At 51.1% G+C, this 24,163-nt stretch carries 19 protein-coding genes; all 19 read right to left on the minus strand.

Going from position 1 to position 24,163, the window contains the following annotated elements:
- Positions 1–2: 2 nt before the first annotated feature.
- Positions 3–1,982 (minus strand): DNA topoisomerase IV subunit B, encoded by a 1,980-nt coding sequence (parE, locus tag BMX45_RS17730; RefSeq protein ID WP_090910842.1) that lies wholly within the window; start codon positions 1,980–1,982, stop codon positions 3–5.
- A 114-nt stretch (positions 1,983–2,096) separates the two neighbouring features.
- Complete coding sequence (locus BMX45_RS17735; protein WP_015734603.1) at positions 2,097–3,086, minus strand: ABC transporter permease; 990 nt, start codon at positions 3,084–3,086, stop codon at positions 2,097–2,099.
- The gene (locus BMX45_RS17740) at positions 3,079–4,047 is read right to left on the minus strand and encodes an ABC transporter ATP-binding protein (RefSeq protein ID WP_090910843.1); all 969 of its coding nucleotides are present in this window, start codon (positions 4,045–4,047) and stop codon (positions 3,079–3,081) included. The genes BMX45_RS17735 and BMX45_RS17740 overlap by 8 nt, the downstream gene beginning before the upstream one ends.
- Positions 4,048–4,082: 35 nt before the next feature.
- Positions 4,083–4,934 carry a GDSL-type esterase/lipase family protein gene (locus tag BMX45_RS17745; protein ID WP_090910844.1) on the minus strand — a complete coding sequence of 284 codons (852 nt, stop codon included), beginning with the start codon at positions 4,932–4,934 and terminating at the stop codon, positions 4,083–4,085.
- 145 nt (positions 4,935–5,079) lie between these two features.
- Positions 5,080–5,826, minus strand: a complete 747-nt coding sequence (locus tag BMX45_RS17750) for a CAP domain-containing protein (protein ID WP_090910845.1) — start codon at positions 5,824–5,826, stop codon at positions 5,080–5,082.
- Between the two features lie 343 nt (positions 5,827–6,169).
- The gene (locus tag BMX45_RS17755) at positions 6,170–6,631 is read right to left on the minus strand and encodes a GNAT family N-acetyltransferase (RefSeq protein WP_090910846.1); all 462 of its coding nucleotides are present in this window, start codon (positions 6,629–6,631) and stop codon (positions 6,170–6,172) included.
- Positions 6,632–6,772: 141 nt separating this feature from the next.
- Positions 6,773–8,638 carry an ABC transporter ATP-binding protein gene (locus BMX45_RS17760; protein WP_090910847.1) on the minus strand — a complete coding sequence of 622 codons (1,866 nt, stop codon included), beginning with the start codon at positions 8,636–8,638 and terminating at the stop codon, positions 6,773–6,775.
- Positions 8,635–10,413 (minus strand): ABC transporter ATP-binding protein, encoded by a 1,779-nt coding sequence (locus BMX45_RS17765; protein ID WP_090910848.1) that lies wholly within the window; start codon positions 10,411–10,413, stop codon positions 8,635–8,637. The genes BMX45_RS17760 and BMX45_RS17765 overlap by 4 nt, the downstream gene beginning before the upstream one ends.
- Positions 10,414–10,706: 293 nt before the next feature.
- Positions 10,707–10,844 (minus strand): hypothetical protein, encoded by a 138-nt coding sequence (locus tag BMX45_RS31365; RefSeq protein ID WP_217648122.1) that lies wholly within the window; start codon positions 10,842–10,844, stop codon positions 10,707–10,709.
- A 111-nt stretch (positions 10,845–10,955) separates the two neighbouring features.
- On the minus strand, positions 10,956–14,600 hold the full coding sequence (locus tag BMX45_RS17770) for a dynamin family protein (protein WP_090910849.1): 3,645 nt from the start codon (positions 14,598–14,600) through the stop codon (positions 10,956–10,958).
- 203 nt (positions 14,601–14,803) lie between these two features.
- Positions 14,804–15,085: a hypothetical protein gene (locus BMX45_RS17775; protein WP_015734596.1), complete on the minus strand. Its 282-nt coding sequence runs from the start codon at positions 15,083–15,085 to the stop codon at positions 14,804–14,806.
- Positions 15,082–15,270, minus strand: coding sequence for a hypothetical protein (locus BMX45_RS31370; protein ID WP_090910850.1), 189 nt, complete (start codon positions 15,268–15,270; stop codon positions 15,082–15,084). Before BMX45_RS31370 ends, BMX45_RS17775 begins: the two co-directional genes overlap by 4 nt.
- A gap of 74 nt (positions 15,271–15,344) precedes the next feature.
- Entirely contained in the window at positions 15,345–16,016 is a 672-nt protein-coding gene (gene nth, locus BMX45_RS17785; protein ID WP_090910851.1) for an endonuclease III, read from the minus strand.
- 85 nt (positions 16,017–16,101) lie between these two features.
- On the minus strand, positions 16,102–18,831 hold the full coding sequence (locus BMX45_RS17790) for an S-layer homology domain-containing protein (protein WP_090910852.1): 2,730 nt from the start codon (positions 18,829–18,831) through the stop codon (positions 16,102–16,104).
- A gap of 78 nt (positions 18,832–18,909) precedes the next feature.
- Entirely contained in the window at positions 18,910–19,512 is a 603-nt protein-coding gene (locus BMX45_RS17795; RefSeq protein ID WP_090910853.1) for a GerMN domain-containing protein, read from the minus strand.
- Between the two features lie 38 nt (positions 19,513–19,550).
- Positions 19,551–20,930, minus strand: a complete 1,380-nt coding sequence (locus BMX45_RS17800; RefSeq protein WP_090910854.1) for an N-acetylmuramoyl-L-alanine amidase family protein — start codon at positions 20,928–20,930, stop codon at positions 19,551–19,553.
- A 201-nt stretch (positions 20,931–21,131) separates the two neighbouring features.
- Positions 21,132–21,827 carry a GerMN domain-containing protein gene (locus BMX45_RS17805; protein ID WP_090910855.1) on the minus strand — a complete coding sequence of 232 codons (696 nt, stop codon included), beginning with the start codon at positions 21,825–21,827 and terminating at the stop codon, positions 21,132–21,134.
- A gap of 41 nt (positions 21,828–21,868) precedes the next feature.
- The gene (locus tag BMX45_RS17810; RefSeq protein ID WP_090910856.1) at positions 21,869–23,305 is read right to left on the minus strand and encodes an N-acetylmuramoyl-L-alanine amidase family protein; all 1,437 of its coding nucleotides are present in this window, start codon (positions 23,303–23,305) and stop codon (positions 21,869–21,871) included.
- 235 nt (positions 23,306–23,540) lie between these two features.
- Positions 23,541–24,143 (minus strand): 3-isopropylmalate dehydratase small subunit, encoded by a 603-nt coding sequence (gene leuD / locus BMX45_RS17815; RefSeq protein ID WP_009595248.1) that lies wholly within the window; start codon positions 24,141–24,143, stop codon positions 23,541–23,543.
- Between the last annotated feature and the right edge of the window lie 20 nt (positions 24,144–24,163).

The raw sequence follows: 24,163 nt of genomic DNA on the forward strand, positions 1-24,163 counted from the left end.
TTCTATTCCTCAAACTCCGCGAAGTTGACATTTTCTACGATCCACCGCTTGCGGGGATCTACCTTATCTCCCATCAGCGTAGACACGCGCCGCTCCGCTTTGGCGGCATCTTCGATTTGAACCTGCAGCAAGGTCCGCGTTTCCGGGTTCATCGTCGTTTCCCATAACTGCTCCGGGTTCATCTCGCCCAGTCCCTTGTAGCGCTGCAGCTCAAAATTTTTGAATTCCTTCAAATAATTAGCCAGCTGTTCATCCGTCCAGGCATACCGCACGGTTTCCAGCTTGCCGGATTTGCTGGCGATTTTATACAGCGGAGGCTGCGCAAGATAGACGCGGCCTTCATCAATCAAGGGCTTCATGTATCTGTAGAAGAACGTGAGCAGCAGCACCTGAATGTGGGCTCCATCCGTATCCGCATCGGTCATGATGATGATTTTCGAATAATTGCTGTCCCCGGAGGTGAACTCCGTGCCGATCCCCGCGCCGATCGCGGATACGATCGCACGGTATTCATCATTCTTCAGGATGTCGGCCAGCTTGGATTTTTCCGGGTTCATCGGCTTCCCTTTAAGTGGCAGGATCGCCTGGATCTTAGAATCCCGCCCCTGCTTTGCCGAGCCGCCAGCGGAGTCCCCTTCGACAATGAACAATTCGGTTCGCGAAAAATCCTTGGACTGAGCCGGTGTCAGCTTGCCGCCGAGATTGGAACTCTCGCTGCGCTTCTTGCCGCTGCGCATCTCATCCCTTGCCTTCCGGGCCGCTTCGCGCGCTTTGGAGGCCTGAATGGCCTTCTTCAGCAGCGTTTGGGCAACCTGCGGATTTTCCTCTAGGAAAATTTGCATCTTCTCGGTAACGATGCTGTCCACCGCGCTCCGCGCAGAGGCGCTTCCCAGCTGGTCCTTCGTCTGGCCCACGAATTCGACCTCAGCCATCTTAACGCTGATTACGGTCATCATGCCTTCCCGGAGGTCATTCCCCTCCAGATTCTTGTCCTTTTCCTTCAGAAGATTGTTCTTCCGTGCATAATCATTCATCACGCGGGTATACGCCGTCTTGAAGCCCGTCTCATGCGTACCGCCCCCGCGCGTCGGGATGGAGTTAACGAACGAGGCCAGCGTTTCGGTATATCCTGCATTATATTGAAGGGCGATTTCGACCTCGATGTCATCCTTCTCGGCATAAAAATGGATCACATCGTGCAGCACGTCCTTGCCTTCATTCAAGAACTGCACGAACTGGCTTGCGCCGCCTTCATAAAAAAATTCTTCCCCATTCCCGCTCCGCTCGTCTTTCAAGACGATCCGGAGTCCTGAATTCAGGAAGGCAATCTCCTGTAAGCGCTCTGCAAGCGTGTCGTAGTTCAGATGCGTTCCCGAAGTAAACACGCGAGCGTCCGGTTTAAACGTGATTTTCGTCCCTGTTTTGTTCGTATTGCCCAGCACCTCGAGACCGGTTACCGGTTCTCCCACATGCTCTTTTCCTTTTTTGTCCTGCCAGTACTCGAAGCGTTGGCGGTGAATTTTACCTTCGCGGTAAATCTCCACTTCCAGCCACTCGGACAACGCATTGGTTACGGATGCGCCAACGCCGTGAAGCCCGCCGGACTTCTTGTATCCGGAACCGCCGAATTTGCCGCCGGCATGCAAAATCGTGAATACCACCTGCGGCGTGGGAATGCCGGTCTTGTGCATCCCGGTCGGAATACCGCGTCCGTTATCGTATACCGTCGCGGATCCGTCTTTATGCAAAGTAATTTCAATTCTCGAGCAGTACTTGGCCAAATGCTCGTCTACGGCGTTGTCCACGATTTCCCATACCAGATGGTGCAGACCCGACGAGCTTGTGCTCCCTATGTACATGCCTGGCCGTTTGCGTACCGCAACAAGGCCTTCGAGCACTTGAATGTCGTCAGCATCGTATCCTGAACGGTTAGTACCGCCGTTCTTTGATGACTCTGCAAACATATCGATCTGTTCGACCATTCATGCTCCTCCTTCAATTTCACGTATCTCGTGTTTTCTATTTCTACATTCCAATATTTTAGAAGAACGCGGTTCTCTAAAAAATGCAAACAAATGTTTCATGCTTTGTCCATTTTAATTCAAGATATCCCTTCTCGTAAAGACACTGAATGCAACAATAACCGCACAAATCGCCCAGATGGCTAATACGGCAAGGGAAAAATTCAAGGTCATGCCCTCGATCGGCGGCAAATTGCCCGCTAAATAACTGGTCAAATTCAGGTTTACCATGAACAAATATTTGGCGCTGCTCCATGCCGACGCCATATTCGTCAGAATATTTCCGGCGATCAATGCCGCCATCATAATGACGATGCTGGCCGCCGTGCTTCGAACCAGGACGGATACCATAAAAGCCAGCATGCCGACGCATACGCCGACAAACCAGACCAAACCGCCCTGCATCAGCAAATACTTCCACTGGGGCACCGCATGAACGCCGGACATATCCACGTCTGACCCGACAATTTGGAAACCCGTGAATACCGGGATATCAAACCCCTTGTAGCCGAAAGCGAGACCCGAGATCAGGTAAGCGATGACAAAGGTGGAAACGACAATGAGCGACGTGAACATGATCAAGGCAACCAGTTTGCTCAGCAGCACTTTCCAGCGCTTTACCGGCCTTGTCAGGAGCATCTTAATGGTGCCGGTCGTCCGCTCTCCGGAAACGATATCCGAAGCAATGGCCATGATGAGCAGCGGGATAAACAAGGATATCGCATTGTTCAGAAATTCCCGCGTGAACGTTACCCCGTTTGGTTGATTAGGATTCACATCATGCTGCAAATAATACTGCATCTGCTGAATAAAGATTTGCCGATATCGTTTCCATTCATCCGGCACCCGGTCACTGCTAAGCGAATTCTCATTATCCGTGATCCGCTGCTGAAGCTCAAGCCGCCAGTCGCTGTTAAACTTCTCCCGGCTCCGTTCCGCGGACTTCATCTGGGCGTATGTAAACATGGGCACTAGGACGAGGAGAACCAGAAGAACCACATAAAACCGCTTACGCTTGATAATTTTGATGCATTCGTTCTTGATCAGGGGCAACAGATTACTCAATGCTCTCACCCTCCGTCATCTGCAGGAACAGCTGCTCCAGCGTAGGATTGATCCGATGAACCTCCCGGACCTGCACGCCGGCGCCAACCAGCCTTTCCACAGCCCTTGATGTATGTGCAGCATGCATTCGGGTCACAACGGCGTCCGGTGACATGCCTGCCAGTACATTATCGTCAAGCACATCCTCCGGGCGGTCCACGATCTCGCAATAATCCAGCTTCTGCAGAATTCGTTTGCCCTGCACGGCGGGATTCAGATCCCAGATGACATGATCGCTGCTGCCGGCAATCAATTCATCGACCTCGCCGACGGCAAGCACCCTTCCGCTGCTGATGATGGCTACCCGATCGCATAACAGCTGGATTTCGCTCAGCAGATGGCTGGAAACAAATACAGCCAAGCCCTCCTCGGCCAACTGATGGATGAACTGCCGCATTTCTTTGATTCCCTTCGGGTCAAGACCGTTCGTCGGCTCGTCCAGAATGAGCAGCTTCGGCCTGCCGAGCAAAGCCTGGGCAATCCCCAAACGCTGCCGCATGCCAAGTGAATAAGTGCTTACCTTGTCATGGATTCTTCGATCAAGCCTGACCGTATCCACAACTTCCTGTATCCGCTGATCGTCAATGCCGGGCTGCATTCTTGCAAAATGCTCGAGATTTTCCCAGCCGGTCAAATACGAATACATCTCCGGATTCTCCACGATGGATCCAATACAGCGCAGCGCCTGCTCCTGCTGGCGGTTCACATCGTAACCGCAGACCTCGATCCTGCCGGATGACGGCTTGATCAAATCCACAAGCATTCGGATCGTGGTTGTTTTTCCTGCCCCGTTCGGTCCCAGGAACCCGAATATTTCGCCCGCGCGCACATCGAACGACACATCATGTATAATCCATTTTCGACCGATTTTCTTTTTTACATGCTGGACGGATAGTACGATTTCCTGCGCTTGTTTATTCATCGATTTCCATCTCCCCACCTGACATCCTCTTCATGCTACAGCACACCTTCTACAATTCGATCCGCGATGGCCTGATATCCTGCCCCGTTCGGATGGAAATGGTCCGTGGACAGATATTCGCCGAGCTTATGCTGAAACAGATCGAATGTAGGGACAAGTGTCATATTCGGATCCCGGTTAACGAGCTCCATGACCGCATGATTCCAGGCTGAGACCACGACATTGCCGGGTATCAACAATTCTTCCAAATCGGAAAAGGGATGATACAAGCCGATATAAACAATTCGGGCATCCGGATTAATGTCCCGAATCTTCTCAAGAATCGTCTGCAAGCGTTCGGTGGCCTCCGGCAATGCGCCCATCAGCATGGCAGGATCGAGTTCAAGCTCTCCTGTATCCGCCGCCCCCTCCATCAGCCCGCTTCCTTGAAAGATATCATTGCCTCCGATAGACAGCATAATGACGTTGGCTTCCTTCAAAGCATACTGTATTCCCTTGTCGTCCAGCTTAGGGAGAAGTCCCTCGGTGGTTATTCCGTTTATGGCCAGATTGGCCAGCAGGCTGGCTGTTCGTCCATCCCTGTTCAATTGTTCGACGCTTCGGCGGACAAAACCGCCCCCGGTGCTGTCCCCCGTTCCCTTGGCAAGCGAGTCTCCGATCGCCGTCACTTTCAGATCATTTGGCAGCACCGCTTCCGACGGAGCCCGTTCCGGCTTCGTCGGCGCAGTCTCTTGGCCTGGCGCGGCGGAATCACCGCCGGTGAGCAAGGGCTGCCCTTGAGGATCATTAATATCCTTAAACGCATACACGAAACCGAATATAAGCACAATCGTTACGATAATCGACACGGAGGCCGTGATACGCCATATCCATGCAGATGACTTCATGACATTCCCCCTACAAAAATCCTCATGTACATTACCTTAAGACTTCTATAAAAAATTTGCAAATCAAAACACGCAAAGAAGACTGCCCCGGGCGCAGTTATCTGCGCGCCCGGGGCAGTCTCATCGTGTGAAACAAGAACCGTGCTTATTGGCTGATGAATTCTTGAACCCAGTATCCGTTGTAATATCCCACACCGATCATGGTGAAATTAGGAGACAGGATATTTTCGCGGTGACCTTGGCTGTTCATCCAGGAGTTCATGACTTCCTGCGGCGTGCGCTGCCCTTTAGCGATATTCTCGCCGGCATAGCCGTAAGAAATGCCGTAAGCCTTCATCATGTCGAATGGAGAGCCGTACGTTGGCGAAGTGTGGCTGAAATAATTGTTATTGCTCATGTCCTTCGCTTTGTCCAGTGCTACCGTTGTCAGCTTGGCATGTACCGTGAGCGGCTTCAGGCCAGCTTTCGAACGCTCTTGGTTCACCAAGTTGACAACTTCGGAAGCAAAATTCGATTGCTCCGTTGTGCCCGCAGATTCGGAAGGCTGGGACGGAGTCGTAGATGGCTTGCTTGCTTCTGGTTTGCTTGCTTCTGGTTTGCTTGCTTCTGGTTTGCTTGCTTCTGGTTTGCTGGTCTCAGGCTTGCTTGTTTGAGGCGTCTCGGCAGGCTTGTCCGCCTGAGGCTTTTCCGTTTGCGGTTGTTGGACGACCACCCATTTAAACTGTGACTCCAACCCTTGGCTCTCCAGGAATTTCTGGATCTTTTGTTGCCAGTTTACATAATTATTGCTTTCAGCAGGTGCAGCCGAAGCCGTTGTCGGCAGCATGATGCCGACAGCCAATACAGCCGCGATGCTGCCGCCTGCGATTTTCTTTATCCAATGGTTGTTCATGAATACTCATCTCCTATGCTCATAGTTGTAGAGTTTGCTTGACCGTCGTTCTAAGATGTTGAACTGGATGGGTGTAGGACGGTCAGGCATTAGTTACATTTTTGTAATCAGGTACGAACACATTGTAACACATTTGATACCTTCGGCAATCCTACAATTGTTGGAAAGGAGTCCTTGAATTCCTACTCTATGCTCAGGGCCCCAGAAACCAATACCGGTCCTGATCGAATGACTTCCTTGTATTTTGATAAGCGGGTAAAATCTTCTAAACTTCCATGGAATCTAGGTCATAACAAGAAAAAACCCACCCCGAAAACGGGGTGGGTTAATGAAAAGGCCCAGGCTACAGCTTTTTGCTGAACTGGTAACCAGCCTTTTCAAATCCAATATGTTCATAAAATGCATGTGCGGGAGCAAGTTCTTCCCGGTTGCCGCTTGTGAGAAACAAGAGGTGGCTACCATGCTGTCTTCCCCATGTCTCTGCACCGCGAATCAGTCGTTTGCCAATTCCTTGGCCGCGGTAGCTTGAGGTTACAATAACCGAAGTAATTTGAGTGACCGGTTCGGTCATAGTGAAGGATTTGACTTGACGAAGCATGATCATGCCGACGACAGTTCCATCAACCTCGGCAACCAGATTGCCGTATAACGGGTTGTCATTCATGGACTCCATCCGTTCACGCATGACGTTGAGCGTGGTCGGATAATTCAGTTCTCGCATCAAGGATGTGACAGCTTCCAAATCATTCTTCTCAAAGTTTCGAATCAGCAGTGCAGGCGCAGAAATTACGCTTTCGATGCTCATTATACCCTCATGCTTCCCTTCTTCTATGAATTCTGAGTAAACTCTACTTCTATTTTGTAAGTTTATGAAGAAGATTGCAAGTATCAAGCGACATTTTTTTTACATTTGTGTCCGTTTTGTTAAACCTTTGTTAAGCCGTTTTTACAAAAAACGGTATTGTGCTTCGATCAGCCCATGATACGTCCCCTGCTTCTGCATAAGCTGGTCGTGATTTCCTTCTTCGATGATCTTCCCGTGATCCAGCACGACAATATGATCGGCATGACGGATCGTTGACAAACGGTGCGCCACGATGAAAGAGGTCCGTCCCTGAAGCAGCACTTTAAGGGCGCCCTGAATTTTCAATTCTGTCTCGGTATCAATACTCGCCGTTGCTTCATCCAGGATCAAAATGCGCGGATCCGCTAGGAGCGCCCTGGCGAAGGACAGCAGCTGCCGCTGACCCATGGACAGCATGTTTCCGCGTTCCTCGACCTCGGTATCGTAGCCTCCCGGCATTTGGACAATAAATTCATGAGCGCCGACGGCCTTGGCTACATCCTCAATTTCCTCATTGGTCGCATCCAGACGGCCAAAGCGGATATTATCCCGAATCGTACCCGAGAATATGAAGGTATCCTGAAGCACGATACCGATCTGATTGCGGAGGCTTTCCACCGTCACCGTTTGTATATCGTACCCGTCGATAGTTAACTTACCGTCCGTAATATCATAAAAGCGGCTGAGCAAATTAATGATGGTACTTTTGCCTGATCCGGTATGACCGACCAACGCAATCGACTGGCCTGCCTTCACGTCCAGATTGATGCCTTTGAGAGCCTGGCGTCCTTTTTCGTATTCAAACACCACATTCTCCAGCTTGATGTCCCCTTTAATGGTCGGCAATTTCTTCGCGCCGGGCTGATCATCAATGCTCGGCTTCTCGTCTATGAATTCAAAGATGCGTTCGGACGATGCCATTGCGACAAGCAGCTGGTTATACATTTGGCCGAGCCGATTGATCGGCTCCCAGAAGTTCCCGACATATTGGGTAAAGGCTATCAACAGGCCGATGGTGAGCTCGCCTTGCTGAATCAATACGGCACCAAGCCAGAACAGAATTAGTGAACCGAAACCTCCGGTAATCTCGATAAGAGGCCCAAACCCTTGGTTCATGGCCGACGCCCTATCCCAGGACTTTTTGCTGTCCAGGTTCATGTTATCGAAGAATTTCATGTTCTCTTCTTCCTGCGTGTAGGCCTGCGTAACCCGGATCCCCTGAATGGATTCGTTCAAGTGGGAGTTAATCCTCGAGTTCCGGATCCGCACTTCCTGCCATGCGCGCCGGATGCGCACACGGAGTTTCGTAGAGATAAAGAACATGATCGGTACCGTCACGATCACGGCAAGGCCCAGTTTCCAGTTAATCAGCAGCAGGATGACAACGATGCCGACAAGCTGCACACAGTCGATGATCAGATTGACAACCCCGTTGGTAAACAAATCCTGCAGGGAATTGACATCGTTCGTAACGCGAACCAGCACGGATCCCGCCGGACGCTTGTCAAAGAAATTAAAGGACAAACGCTGTATGTGCCGGAACAAATCGGCGCGCAGGTCATAGATTACCCGCTGACCGATGATATTCGTAAACTTGATCCGGAATATCCCGGCAACCCATTGAATGATATACATCGCCAGAACGGCGATCGTAATTTGATACAGCAGGGTCAGGCTCGGATTTCCTTCCTTCGGGTCAATGGCCTGGTCGATAGCCAAACTCGTCAGGAACGGAATCGCAAGCTTCGTAATCGTACCGATGATCATCATCAGGCCGATCAACGGGAGAATTTGTTTCGCGTAAGGTTTCATATACGAGATCAGGCGCGTCAGCTGCGCCCAGTTAAACGGCTTCTCGATCGCATCGTCGTCCTTGTATACAAAACGTTCATTGGTTTCTTCCGAGGACTTCCGCGGCCTCGGAATTTTCTGCTTCTGATGCGGTTCAGTATTTACGTTGGCGTTCATGCTTGCACCTGCCCTGGCGTACCTCCTGCTTGAGCTTGCTTCGCAATCAGGTCCGCATATTGTATTTTGTAGACATCCTGGTAAGGTCCCGGCACCGCAATCAAATCGTTATGTTTGCCGCGCTGCACGACTTTACCTTCATCCAGAACGAGAATTTCATCCGCATGCCGCAAGGAAGAAATCCGATGAGCGATAATGAATGTCGTTCTGCCGTTCATGACTTCCTGGAAGCCGGATTGAATCTCATGTTCGGTTTCCATGTCCACCGCGCTGGTGGCATCGTCCAAGATCAGGATTTTCGGGTCCTTCAGAAGGGCGCGGGCAATCGCGATCCGCTGCTTCTGTCCGCCGGAGAGCCCCATCCCCCGTTCGCCGACAATCGTATCGTAGCCGTCCTTCATTTCCATGATAAAATCGTGGGCCTTGGCCAGCTTGGCTACCCGGATGATCTCATCCATGCTAACATCCTTCATCCCGTAAGAGATGTTGTTGCGGATGCTGGAAGAGAACAGGAAAGTCTCTTGGAAGACCGTTGCAATCTGGCTGCGCAGACTCCGGACCTTAATATCGTTGATGTTCACGCCGTCTAATTTGATGCTGCCCTGATTCACGTTATAGGCATGCATCAAAAGCTGGATAATGGTCGACTTGCCGGAGCCCGTTCCCCCCAGCAAACCGATCACGGAGCCGGGACGAGCGTCCAAATTGATATCTTTGACGGCAGCCATCTTGTTCCCGTATGCGAAAGTAACGTTATCGAACACAACATGACCCTTTACCTCGCTTGGCACCAAATCTACCGCACGTTCACGGTCTTCCACATCGATAGGCTGATTCAGCAGCTCCAGCACCCGTTCACCCGAAGCCTTCGACTGCGTATAGTTGTTAATGTGAAACCCGATTCCCCAAAGAGGTCCGATTATGTACCAGATCAAGGTAAAGAATGCTGCCAGCTCCCCTACCGTCATGGAACCCTGGATCACCATGCCGCCCCCGACGGCAAGCAAAATGACAACGCTGATATTCGCAAACAGCTCCATCATCGGGAAGTAACGGGCCCATAGGGAGGAGGCGAATATCTGATTGGTTTTGTAACGCTCATTCCGTTCGGAGAATTTCTCCACTTCGTGAGGCTCGCGCGCAAAGGATTTAACGGTACGAACGCCCGTAATATTCTCCTGCACCGCGGTAGTCAGCGAGCTCAGCGCCAGACGCATTTCCTGGAATGCCGGATGGATCCTGGACTCGAATTTCAGGGCCGCGACCACCAGGAATGGCATCGCTACCAAAGTTACCAGCGTCAATTTCCAGCTGATGGTGAACATCATGATGGAACCGAAGGTCACCATCAATACCAGATTAAGGAGCTGGGCAAAACCGAAGCCGATAAACATCCGGATCGCTTCCAAATCCCCCGTCAGCCGTGACATCAAATCCCCTGTCCGAGCCGTGTCGTAATAACGGAACGATAAAAATTGCAATTTTTCGTAGCAGGCGTTTCGCATCGAATAAGCCAGGTAATTCCCTAGTCTTCCTCCAAAGAATCCATGCAGAAACTGCATGAAAGCTTTAAGGATGACCACGCCCAGCACGGTGAGTGCCAGCTGAGGTACGATGCCGAAATTCTCCAGCTTGATTGCATCGTCAATCAGCACTTTCAACAGCTGCGGATAGACTAGACCTAAAGCGGTTGCAATCGCCAGACACAGAATGGAAAGAAAAAGATAACTTCGTTTCTCCCAAAAGAAGCCCTGCAGTTGCCTGAGAACATTCATGTTTATCCTCCTTTGGATTTTTTACGTTCAGGTTATGTAGCATTTATGAAGTTTATCATCGACCCGAACCCGCGGCAAAGAGAGAAAACCGTCATAAATGAGCCAAAAGGACCTAAAGGGGGCAAATAGCATAACTTATCATTGTTTCATGATGAAATCATCGGGAATTCTCATCATTACTAGGGGATATAATCACATTGCCAGTCCCTTCAACCGTTAGGCTTTATCCGCTATTTTCGACTTTTTTGAACATGCTTGAAAAAGGGTAATATCCTAAGCTGGTTTCATCCTATTCACGTTCGCTGCAGCGGATAAAAATATACCATATCGTCCTGTGCCGCTTTCTTCAGGAGGGCGGTCCATCGACAATAATAGGACGAAAGACGCCCCGCCACGGATGGCATATGGGACGTCTTTCGATGGTTCAACATGTGATTGGCGTTCATTCATCCGGAAAAGGGGAACTCCCTTGCCGGAACTTCGCACACATGCTGCTATTCTATTGCAAATCTTGCTTCATGCTAGACGGGCATGTTCCGTCTTTACTGCGCTGACTTCATCATGGATTCCAAATCATCCGCCAGTTGACGCCACATCAACGGAGACTGGCCGTCCTGCAGCGAACCCAATATGGCCGCCATGGATTCCTTCAGCTGTTCCTCCAAAGCTGATACATGATGCTGTAGTGAACGTTCGCTCATTCGAACATAGTGGTCCGTCAGCTGCTCTTCCCGCAGGCCGACCACACCCGCCACCGCTTCCTTCACTTTCGGCTCAGCCGCTTCGCGCAGCTTTGAGCTTCCGCCGCCCTCAAAGAAATGCTTGGGATTCTTAAAGGTCGGCCAGAAGGTTAGCCAACCCCCTTGGATTTGCAGCTCCGTTTCGTCCAGCTCCGGCGGTGCCCATTCCGGATCCCGGCGTATGGCCAGTGACAGACCCTCGGCCATGCCGTTGATATCGGCTGCGGCCTTAAATGCCGCGGCTTCGGTTAATTTGCGGCCAGCCGTCTCCAAACGAAGCGTGGTGGCCCATAGTTCCTGATCCAGCTCTACGGACATCGTTCGCATCAAATCACGTCCGCAAGCCGCAAATGCCGATTTCAAATGACCAGCATCCTCCCGGAGCACGGAAGGATTAAACGACTCCTGGAAGAAACGGTTCATGGCATAATCCAGCCGCTGCCGCACGTGAAACAGCAGCTCGCTGCTTTCTTGACCAATGTCGCGAGCCATTTCCTGCTCCGCCAAAGCGTTAAGGCGGGCCATGGCTTGGTTTTGCACCTCTTCCAGCTCCCCGATTTTCCGCTTGCGCGTGGTCTCATCCTGAGCGGCCATCTCAGCCCAGCCCCGGATACGGTCCCTTACAGAAGCGATCTCATCATAACCGGCACGCTGCGACAGCCTTGGCAGCTCTTCCACCGCAAATCGGCCCAGCGCTTCTTCGAAAACAGGGAATCCCGAAGCCTGCAAGTTCTCCTCGTCCCCTTGCCGTTTACTGTCCAACGCAGCCAGACTAGAGACGGGGAAGATATGCGGGCTGCCTACGCCGCTGGCCGTGAGATTGGTGCGCACATGCTTCACCACCTCGTTCAGCTCGTCTTCGGACTGAGCTAGATCAGCCGCATTGACGATAAAGAACATTTTATCCAAGGCAAAGCTGTCTTTGACCCGGCCCAGCTGGGACAGGAATTGCCGGTCCGCTTTGGAGAACGCATGGTTGTAATACGTTACGTAAACAATGGCATCCGCATTCTTAATATAGTTGAAGGTGACGCCGGTGTGCCGGGCATGCAGGGAGTCCGCTCCCGGCGTATCCACCAGCACGATCCCTTGCTCCGTCATCGGACAGCTGTAATACAGATCGATCCCGTCGACAAAACAGGATTTGGTTTCGTCCGCCACGTATCCCCGATATTCGGCCAGTTCTACCGTTTCCGTGGTGCCGAGCCTGGACTCCATCTCATCCCAGCCGGAGGCGGCGGCCTTTAGGAACCCGTAATGCGGCAGGCCCGCCGGGTGAATTCCGGCCGGATTCAAACCTTCAGCCACGCTCCGCCAATTGGCCGGATTCGGTTCTTGGAGACCCAGCACGCCGAAGGAATACTTCAAATCGTCCCACCACATGTCCCGGCTCTTCATACGCACGTCTGCGGTACCATGAGATTTTCCTCCGGCCGGTGCCAATATCCGGTTCACCGCCGCCGTTGTCGGATGCGGCGATACCGGCAGGACCGACTCGCCAAGCAGTGCATTGGCGAAGGAGGACTTTCCGGCGCTGAACGCTCCGAACAGCGCCAGGGTGAACGAGCCGCCCGCAAGCGCATCGGCGCGGGCGGTCAGATCCCGCGCGGCCGACGCCAGCGCGGGGTGCGGCGCCAGCAGCGCCGCCGCTGCGCGCAGCTCGGCTGCCGCGGCCTCAAGCCGCTGGCGCCGCTGCGGTGCCGCCGCCTGCGCAGCGCCGGCCCGGGGCGCCGTGCGCCCTTGCCCCGGCTGCGCCGCCGGGGCGCCGCCCTGGGCAGCCGCATGCGCGGGCTGCCCCTCCGGCTCCCTCACCTCCGGCAGGAGGCCGGGGGTGAGGGAGGTGCGCGGCGGGAGCAGCTCTGCCAGCTCGGCCGCGCGGGCGGCTTCCGCCTGCTGCAGGGCTGCGTAGCTGGCGGAAGCCGCGGATTGCGCCAGGAGCTCGGCGCCCTGGCGCTCCAGCTCCTGCAGACGGACGGCCGCAGCGTCCGTCAATGCCGCCTTCAGCCGGTCGGCAAGCACCAACACGGCCATGCGGTAGCTGCCCTTGATTTCCTCGGCCAGCTCCCGGTTATAGTTCAATACATATTCGCCTGACACCGTGGCTTCCGGATTCACGGTTCGCGTAATCATATCCTCCCGCACGCCCGGAAGTTCAGCGTCCATCCAACGTTCCCATTCGGGATTCCATTCCGCATGCTGCTCGACGCTATTGCGGAACAGCGAACGCAGATGCCAGTCGACCTGCGAAGAGGTCTGTTCCTCCAAACGATGATGGAAGGCCTCCAAACGGCGACGGCGCTCTTCCTCCGTCTTGCCGCCCGAGAAGAGGAACCCGACCTTAAAGCCGGATTTCCGGCTCTCCAAGAAGGACAGGCTTAAATCCCGAACATCCGCCGGGGTTAGATTGGCATTGGCCAGCAGCTTATCGGCTTCCTTGCGGAGTTCTGCGCGAACCGATTCCGGCAGACCCGCTACGGTTCTCTTTTGTTCTTCCAGCTCCTGCAAGCGCGCTTGCAGCGCCGCAGCGGCCTCCTGGCCGCCCATTTCCTCCAGCAGCCGCTCCTTCTCCTCCTGATGACTGCGGGTATAGGCTTCCACATGCTGATCCGCAGCATGACGAATGGAGCAGGAAACGCTATGACGCAGCAGCGGCTCCTTCCGGGATATCAGTTCGCCGATCAAAGACTTCAGCGTCTCCCATTGATTATAGGGATGGTCCTGCACTTTTAGCGAGGTGCATAACAACCCGTTGTACGTGATCTTCCACTGGGCGAACGCCTTCTTGACGTCGTTCAGGTAAGAAGACAGCGTCAGCTCGTCATCACGATGCTTGTCGATCTGATTCACGATCAAATATAGCGGCTTCCCCCAATCCGACAGGCTCTTGGCAAACATCAGATTACTCTCCGACTGCACATGATTGTAATCCATGACGTAAAACACGATGTCAGCCATATGCAGAGCGGAATGGGTGGCTAGCCGATGCCCGTCGTCGGTCGAGTCGACGCCGGGGGTATCCATCAATACTCCGTCCGCGCCAAGCAGCGGCACGTCATCCCACACTTCTATCGCGGAATATTCCCGGCCCTCCTTGCAGTATTCCGCAAGTTCGTCGATCGTTACCTTGATAGGCTCCCCATGGTCCGCGACAGTCCGGTGAATCATAGCCCGAGGCTCGCCGCTTCGGATCGTGACCACATTGGCACTTGTCGGTACCGGACCCGAGGGCAGCACCTTTTTGCCGCAAAGCGCATTGATCATGCTTGACTTCCCAGCTGAAAAATGACCGCAGAAAGCAAGCGTCAGCTCGCCGCCAGTACCCTTGCGTATCAAATCCTCGGCCAATGCGGAGGAAGACTCGTCATTCCAATCCAAAAAACGGTCCCGGACTCTATTTAGTTCCGTCATGCTGTATCCGATTTCATCAGTAATCAACTTCAATGTCATTTCTCGCTCCTGTCCATTGATCTCTCCATCTCTGACACCATCTGTTCACATCATTTTATTTTATCACCGCTTGGGCCGTAAAGGAATCATTTCATGCTCCGCCGTTTGCCCCGCTCTATGCAAAATGGCAGCCAAGGAAAAATCGCTTCCTTGCCTGCCATGGGTTCAACATTTCATTTTTTAAAACATCAAATTTGAAGAACTTAAGATACGACGGTGTTCTCTTCTGCCGGAATCAAAATTTCGAACACGTTTCCGTGCTGCAAAATGGTTAAACCGCGAGACTTATCGCGCATCACAACCACTTCCGGCTTCTGAGACATACGCTCCAAGTAATGCTCGGGAGCATCTCCGGAGTGGCTGAACGTCACGCCTTCCACTTCCTGCTCTTCATTCTCGCTCAGTTGGTTCTGGCTCTCCACCACATGTTCAAAAATATCCGAGAACAATTCAAAATTGTCGGTGTAAACAGAGATGCATTTCATGTGTAATCCCATCCTCTTTTAAATTTAGCTCCTGCTGATCCGGGCTGCATTCCTTTATCACCTTGCGAATATCCGACATTTCCATTTTGGTCACAGTTGTTTCCAGATTTCCATTCGCCCATGCGGCCGAAATAGAAATCCGGAGACAAAGGCAAGCGCGCTGGCTTGCTTGCAATGATGCCCATTCGCCGGCTGTCAAAGCTCGGTGTTCTCCCGAATCAGATGAACCGTTTCTTTTTTTGTCTGTTTCTTGCTGGTGTTACGGTTGTTCCTTATTCTTCCTGACTGCTAAGGTTTTCATACGTTTCTTTCCTTCGCGGCAAACATCCAGCAGCGGGCATACCGGGCATTGCGGATTTTGAGCTTTACAGTGGTACCTTCCGAAAAAAATGATCCGATGATGCGTCATCGTCCATTCTTCACGCGGCACCCGCTTCATCAGCTTTTTCTCCACTTCCAGCACGGAATCTTTCCAAGCAGCCAGTCCGAGCCGTTTGGATACCCGCTCCACATGCGTATCCACCGCAATGGCAGGCACGCCAAAGGCGTTGGAAACGACGACATTGGCCGTCTTGCGTCCAACCCCGGGCAATTTGACCAGCTCGTCATGAGCTTCCGGTATTTCCCCGCCATACTGTTCGATCAGAATCCTGCACAAGTTCTGAATATGTTTGGCCTTGTTCCGGTATAACCCGATCCGTCTGATATCCTGCTCAAGCTCCTCGATCGGTACCGATACGTAATCCATAGGCGTTTTGTATTTCTGAAACAGATCCTTTGTTACTTTGTTGACTGTTTCGTCCGTGCACTGGGCAGACAGCAGCACGGCGATGGTCAGCTCAAACGCATTGCTGTGATTCAGTTCGCAATGTGCATCCGGAAACATGCTCTCCATCGTGTCCAAAATATGCCGTACCGTTGCCGCATTCATATGATTTCCCTCCCGCAAAAAAAAATCTTGATGCGGAAATCCCCGCATCAAGACGGTGTTTCTCGAGCAATCCCAGGTCGATAATTTACTGTTTTACGATCTCAACAACGACACCGTTGTTTAAGTACAGTACAATATTATCATTTTCCTTAAGGGATTGCACGGACAAAGTAGTGTCACCTTGATGAACAAATACTTTATCGGATAATACATACCGGAAATTATCGTTAATCGATTTGCGCTTCACTTGAATTTCCGTATTGCTTGCTTGCCAGAATGCACGATCCACCTTCTCCATCACTTGGACAATGGTTACACCCTGAATGTCCTTTCGAATCTCTACGCGATCCCCTGAAGCCACTGTGCTTAAATTCGAAGCCGTTGAACCATTCTTAACGACTTTGACGCCGCCGCTCACTCCAAACGTCTGACTGTTGCCTGAATAATCCTTCACGGTTAATGCATTTGCGGAAGCATCTACGCTTGTCACTTCGCCAAGCGTCAATTTAACTTCAGCTACCGCTACAGGCGTTAAACCTTGGAACGTTATATTAACGAGTGCTCCCGGACGCAAGTCAGCGATCAAAATGGCTTGTCCGCTTTCGCCGGTCAATATAGATTTATCGGTATAAATATCGCTTGTGGTGCCATTTGATTTTACTCGAATCCGGTTCCTCGTTGGTTCTGTAGACACAACCTCGAATTGTGCGGAAGTTTTGAGTTTTAAGCTCTGTAAGTAATCTTGATTGTTCGACAGCTGCGCTATCACTTCGTCGCCAATCCGTAAATCCGTCAGAGTTACGCCCGATCTGCCGAAGATTTCCACAATCGGACTATTGTAGTATGAGATTTCCTCCACTTTTCCACTGGCGGTCAATATCGAAATCACTCTCTTGGATGTGTTAATGCTGCTGATTTTACCTTCAACTTTATATACCACTTCCAATGAAAGCACGCGGGTACCGATCAGGGAGACACTTACTTTGCGTCCGGAAACGAGCAAAGGTTCCACTCGATCCAGCGTCGTTCCGTAGCTTGATTCCAGCTTTGTCTTGTCATCCAAAACAATCACAAGTGGCTGGTTGTTCGCATCCTTGACAGTCAGCCAACGCGTCTTCGAATCGTAGTTTACGACGGTAGCGGCATCCAACTGCTCAATTTGGCGACCCGTTACTTCGATTTTCGAAATTTTTTCTTCACTGTTAATGGTCAGTGTCACTTGATCCCCGGATACCGCGTCAGCGAGCAAATCCGACAGAACAGGTTTCGCCACGCCACTCATGATAATTTCCGGCTTCTCGGCCAAATACTTCGTCTCGAGCTGTGTGCTTCCATTGCGCTTGTAGGTGATCGTCTTACCGTTTTCTTCAACGGAGTACAACATTGCCTGTACGGCACGATCGACGCTTTGCGTAACTTCCAACGACTGAAGGACGCTGTTTTTTACCGTAAAGTTCACGGTGTAGCCATTCTTGAGCTCCCCAGGAGCCAAAATTTGATTCTGATAGCGAATGACGGTTGCATCATCCCACGTGTACGTATCCTCATAACCGGTGCTATCCTTAAGGGTTACTCTTTTGTTCACCGTATCCACGTTCTGAACGATGCCAGCCCCCGTCTTGTTAACCAAGCCGCTCTTTACACGAATCGACACGATTTTCTTCTGCGGACTGTACGTTTCGCGTTCAATCGTAAGCAGGCTGCCGGCAGCAAGCGTCTTTGGATCGATCTTCGTACCGTTCTGATCCAGGAACACGGTACTTGGGTCGTAACTTAGCTCTTCAAAGGTGCTGCCAGTATCCAGCCAAATGACATTGTCCGGTGACAGGCGTGCATATGTGCGGTCTAAACGTTCCACTTGCTGGGTCGAATCCGTAATCTCCACATAAGCAGCCGTTCCGTTATTCACGACGACTACCGCTTGAGTGTACGGATTGATTTCCGAGAATTGCAGTCTCTTCTCCGAATCGGAGGTAAAATAGGATGTGGAATTATCCAGCTTGAATGAATTCAGCTTGCCATTGGCATACAGCTCCAGTTTACCGTTCTCGATCGAAGCGATGGAGCCTTTGTATTGGTTCTCGTAATTTGTGGTAATGTAGGCTTGAGCCCGGCTCAGGAACGTTGCAAGCTGGGCACGAGTAACGGCGCCTTGTGGATCGAATTTGTTGCCGTTCACTCCTTTGGCAAGGCCCAGTTCAACCGCTACATTGACATAACCCAGACGATCCGGGGATATCTTGGCGTTATCCGCAAAGCCTGTCGCTTTATTTTTGGCTGCATCGGCTTCCGCGGTACGTCCAATGGAACGGACAAGCACTTCGGTTATCCATTCCCGGGATGCTTTCTGCGCGCCCCAAATGACTTTCTCGTCCGTATATCCGGATTCTTTTTGCTTGTCGAGCAGGTTTTGCTGAAAAGCCAGTTCAACATATTTCGTAAAATAATCGTTCACTTTAACATTTGTCGGTAATGTCGCAGCGCCGCTGCTTAATTGATCCTGCATGCTTAAGAACCGGATCGCCATCGTTACAGCTTCTTGCTGCGTTACAGGATCGTTCGGACGAAACTTTCCGTTACTCCCGGTCACGATCCCCTGTGCTGCTAATTGATAAATGTACTTTTCTCCCCAAAAACCAGCATTCACGTCGCTGAATACGTTAATGGCCGTTTGGGGTGCATTTGCCGCTGTCGCGTTTGCTGCTTCTTCATCTGCCGAGACGATCGAAGCTCCGCCTCCGAATGCTATAAGTCCGGCCATGACGGCGGAGACCACTTTTTTGGAATGAACATGTTTGCTGTGTCTAAGTACCATTTTCTTTCCCCTCTCAATGACTACTGCTTCATCATATACTAATATTCGACAGCAGATCGTGATCTCCTTCAACCATCATTACCGAGTCATTGGATTTTCTAAATCGACATGCCCCATCAACGATTCGGTCTGCTGACCATCGACCAGAATTTGAAGTGATTTTACTTCGTCAAACTGGAAGAACGTTTTCTTGATAGCATCGATGGCAAACGACTCGCCGCCTGCTCCCAGATTGGCTTCATCCGGGACCGTCACGTCGAGCGTCAGGGCGCCGTTTTCGAATTTCGACGAATTCAGCTTGATTTTCTCCCAGAGGGGAACCATATCGGCCTTATCGCTCTTTTGCAATGCTTGATATGCGGCTTCGTATTTTTCCTGATCTTCCTTATACGAAATTTCTGCCGAGCCTTCAACCAGCTCCATCAAATCCGGGTCCGTATAGTAGGCTTTAATGCTCTCCGTTTTGGCTTCCGGCGCTGTAACTTCATTGCCGCCGTCCCCTGTTGACGTGCCACCGGAGCCGTTCAATGCTCCTCCATTGCTCTGTCCTGTCTGATCATCAGGTGCAGGGGTCACTTGCCCCGGCGTATCGTCCGGTGCTGCTCCGGGTTTCTGTCCGCAACCGGCACCAACTAGCATAACGGCTGCCAACAGTCCGACTGCCCAATTTTTTTTATTCAAAATAGCCACCTCCTGCAATCACGATCACTATCGTATCGTTAATCAACCTTCAAATAATTTTTGATGCCTCTGACAATTGCCTCGGCTACCCGATCCTGCGTTGCCGGATCAAACAGCTTGCTCTCATCGGTCTTGTTGCTCAGGAACCCGACTTCCAGCAGAGCGCCAGGCATCTTGGTCTCACGAATAACATGGAAGTTGCCGTATCTAACTCCACGGTCTTTTAAACCCATGGCCTTCACGATTTCTTTATGAAGGGCATTCGCCAGCGCTTTGTCAGATTCATTATAATAATACGTTTCGGTTCCGCTTGCAGAGGAAGGGCCGCTATTAGCATGTATCGATATGAAAACATCAGCCTTCAGATCATTCGCAATCTTCGCGCGATCCTTCAGCTCGAGGAAAGTATCGTTACTGCGAGTCAAAACGACTTCGATATTTTTTTCTTTGGCTAACAACTTCTCAACTTTCAGCGCCATCGCGAGGTTGAAATCCTTCTCCCTCTTCTTCGTTACCCCGATCGCTCCCGGATCATGATCTCCATGACCCGCATCAATGACGACGAGTTTCTTTCCGCCTGCACCAGGTGTAGGGTTAGAACCCGTATTCAAATCCACAATGAACAGGCCCGATCCGTTCTCGAGCCCTGAAACGGTGTAATTCTTGGCGTAGTTGAGATCAATGACAATTCGCACGGTCATTGGGTTGCTGTTGTATAGGGAGTAACGGACGGCATTGACATCCGGGTATCCCGTTACCGCCATCTGGCCGCTTTTTGTCACGTCATCAAAGCTGGCATTGCTGCTGAATGTATCCGAGAAATTCGTGTTCACCATATCAATGACAATACGGTCTGGATTGCTAAGCTTTGATACATTTGGCTTCGCATTGCCCGTAACGGCGACCATCAGCCTATTTTCGCTGAAACTGATACCGTCCACGGTCGATGTAGATACGCCGGGTTCTTCACCAGGGTTACTCCCATCGTAAGACGAGGTCAGATAGACTGCCTTCTGCGTGTTATCCCATCTTACTTGAAGGCCCATTTGCTCACTTACAAAGCGAATCGGAACGAGGGTCGTTCCGCCTCGAAGAACAGGCGCCTTCGTCATTAGAACACGCTGGCCGTTTATGTCGGCATACTGACTTCCAATCACCATCGTCACTTTCTGCCAGGCGTCTTCAACCGTTACCGTCTTCGCTGCCTTGTTCCAATTCACGTTAAAACCGAGATTTTCGGAAATGACACGGATCGGGACCATGACGGTACCGTTGTTGTTCTCCACTTTCACGCCAGATGACAGATTGATTTGTTGACCATCCAGGTAAATCCTTGCGCTGTACGAACTCGCATCCGCCATTTTAGGAAACGCAATCATGATGACAACGAGAAACATTAAAAAACCGAACTTCTTCATCCTTCACCCCTACCATCCTATTATTTTGCCATAGATTGGCGTTTCTGCACTCGGCCTGTCCGACATTACCTGACAACCTATAGACGCTTAGACTCACTGAAAGTTGCGAAATTGTTCCCTATTTACCAAAAAAACACCTATTTCGACAAGCGAAATAGGTGTTTAGTCCTTCATATAAAATTCAGAAGTAGTTCCTTTGCACTATTTTCGAGTCATAGGATGCTCCAGCTCAACATGCCCCATTAAACTCTCCATCTGATTACCGTCTACAAGCAATTCCAAGGACTTCACTTCATCGAACTGGAAGAACGTTTTTTGCAAGGCATCAATCGCAAACATTTCTCCTCCAGCTCCAAGATTCGCCTCTGCCGGCTTGGTGATATCCAGCGTCAAAGCTCCGTTGTCGAACTTAAGTGACTTCAGCGTGATTTTATCCGACCATAATGGATTCAGTTCGGCATCTCCGCTCTTTTGAAGACCTTCAAAAGCTTTCTTATATTTATCCTCTTCGCCCGAGTACGTGATCTCTTTGCTGGCTTCTTTCAAATCCATGATCTCCGGGTCCGTATAATAGAGTTTAATATTTGCTTTCTTCGCTTGATCCTCCGCAGCGTTCACGTCCTTCGTATCGACTGGCGTGCCTGTACTTCCAGCGGATGTTTTCTCCGGAGGCGTGCTTGTTCCTTCGCTCGCGTTCACGGTAGTCGCTTCGGCTTCGCCTTGCTTCTGATCGTCCGCCGCCTTGTCATCGCCCGGTTCGTCCTGCGGCGTCTGTACTTGTCCTGCTTCAGTATCCGGACCCGTCTCGGCGGGGGCTGCAGTCGGCTTCTGTCCGCAGCCGGCACTAAATGCAAGCAGAAGCGCCAGCAATCCGGTCATCCAATATTTTTTGTTCATGGCTTGTGTCCCCCTCTAAGTTACATCAAATCTTGTACACATTATTGTACTTTAAGATATTCTTTAATACCCTCTACAATACCTTGTGCAACACGATTTTGGAAATCGCCTTTAAACAACTGGGCTTCGTCATCCTTGTTGCTCAAAAAGCCAATCTCGAGCAGGACAGCCGGCATCGTCGTTTCCCTCGTAACATGAAGGCTACCGTATTTAACTCCACGATCTTTGAGACCTGTCGCTTTAGCAAGATGTTTATGAATCACATTCGCCAATGACTTGCTGGAATCTCTTGTATAATACGTTTCCGTACCGCTGGGACTGCTGGACGCGTTGCTGTTTCCATGAATGGATACGAAAATATCTGCGTTTAAATTATTTGCGATTTTAACCCGATCGCTGAGCTCAAGATGTGAATCGTCGCTGCGAGTCATCACTACATTGATATTCTTTTCATTTTTGAGCAGTGCCTCAACTTTGAGAGAAACATCCAAATTAAATGATTTCTCCGTTTTTCCCGTAAGGCTGATCGACCCCGGCTTGATACCACCGTGACCGGGATCAATGACAACCGTTTTCTTGCCGTTTCCGGTAACCGGCGGCACCGACGGAACGAGGATTTCGCCTTCTGCGTTCAGATCGACGATGATGATGCCCGATTCCTGGGTCACCGCATAATTCTTAGGTCCAGTCAAATCCAATACGATCCGCACCGTTGGCGGGTTGTCGCTGAACACGGCATATCGAATATTCGTAACGTCGGAATAATCCGCAGCTTCCATATTGCCGCCGTTCTGCGCGTTCAAGGCATGTCCGCTCAGGAAGGAAGCAGAGTACACGGTGTCCGGAAGGTCGATAACAATCCGGTTTGGCCCCGTCATGCTGAATACTTTCGGCGTCACGGCGCCTTCCGTTGCTATCATGAGACGGTTATCGCTAAAGCTGAGCCCCGTCAATAAACCCTTATTTCCAGATTCCACAGGCGGAGGCGTCTGACTCCCCGGATTGGTTCCTTCGTCTGGATCAATCACGGCTCCGGTGGCAGGCAGCGCGGCGCTTGAAAGGTACACCGCCTTCGATTGGTTGTCCCATTTCACGTCAAGCCCCATCTGCTCGCTTACAAAACGGAGGGGCACAAGCGTGGTCGGTCCATTCAAGACAGGCGCCAAATTCAGATCGACCTGGGCCCCGTTCAGCTCGGCCTGCTGGCTGCCGACCACCATGCGGACCGTCTTCTCGCTGTTTTCAACCGTTACGGTTTGGCTGGCCTTCTCCCAGCCCACCTTGAAACCGAGATTCTCGGATACCACGCGTATCGGAATCATCACATTGCCCTTCATGTTGGCGACCTGGACGCCCGAAGACAAATTCAATGGTTCCCCGTCAAGAAATATGGTCGCACTTGAAGAACTGGCCTCGCCGCTCTTCGGAAACGCCAGCAAGAAGACTATCAACACCATTACAAACCCTAACTTCTTCATGAATCCACCTCGATCATCCCATGATTGAATTTGAAAAGCAAATCTAGCAAAAAAACTTAAACTATGTAAATCAGTATTCCCGTATGCATGCTTCCGGACAAATACTGACATCAAACGTAGATCTATCTTGGCTGCTTCTGCATATTAATTCCATAATACCAAAAAAAACTTCCATTTCCTACACAGGAAATGGAAGTTTAATAATCTTGTAAACTTTTGAAGCCTGATTGCGAAATTAGGCGAACAAGCGCTCCCCATGTTTTTTCTCGTAAGCATCGATTGCACTTTCATGCTGCAGCGTCAAACCGATATCGTCCAATCCTTGAAGCAGGAATTGACGGCGGTGCTCGTCGAGGTCAAAGTCGATGTGCAATCCCTGATCATCGGTAATCGTTTTGTTCTCCAGATCCACGTTCAGTTTATAGCCTTCGTTCGCTTCCGTCCGCTGGAACAGCTCTTCGACCTGCTCCTCCGACAATTTGATCGGCAGAATTCCGTTCTTGAAACAGTTGTTGTAGAAAATATCAGCAAACGATGGAGCGATGACCACGCGGAACCCGTAGTCGAGAATTGCCCAAGGCGCATGCTCGCGGGAAGATCCGCAGCCAAAGTTGGCACGCGAGATCAGGATCGTCGAACCCTGGTAGCGAGGCTGGTTCAGCGAGAAGCTGTCGATGTTGCCTCCCTCTTCATCAAACCGCCACTCGTAAAACAGAAACTGTCCAAATCCCGTGCGTTCAATCCGTTTCAAAAACTGTTTAGGAATAATTGCGTCCGTATCTACATTCACCCGGTCGACAGGTGCGACAATACCGTTTAATTTCGTAAATGCTTGCATAAACTTCTCCTCCGTCCTTC

The sequence above is a fragment of the Paenibacillus sp. cl141a genome (assembly GCF_900109305.1).
Taxonomy (GTDB): domain Bacteria; phylum Bacillota; class Bacilli; order Paenibacillales; family Paenibacillaceae; genus Paenibacillus_AQ; species Paenibacillus_AQ lautus_A.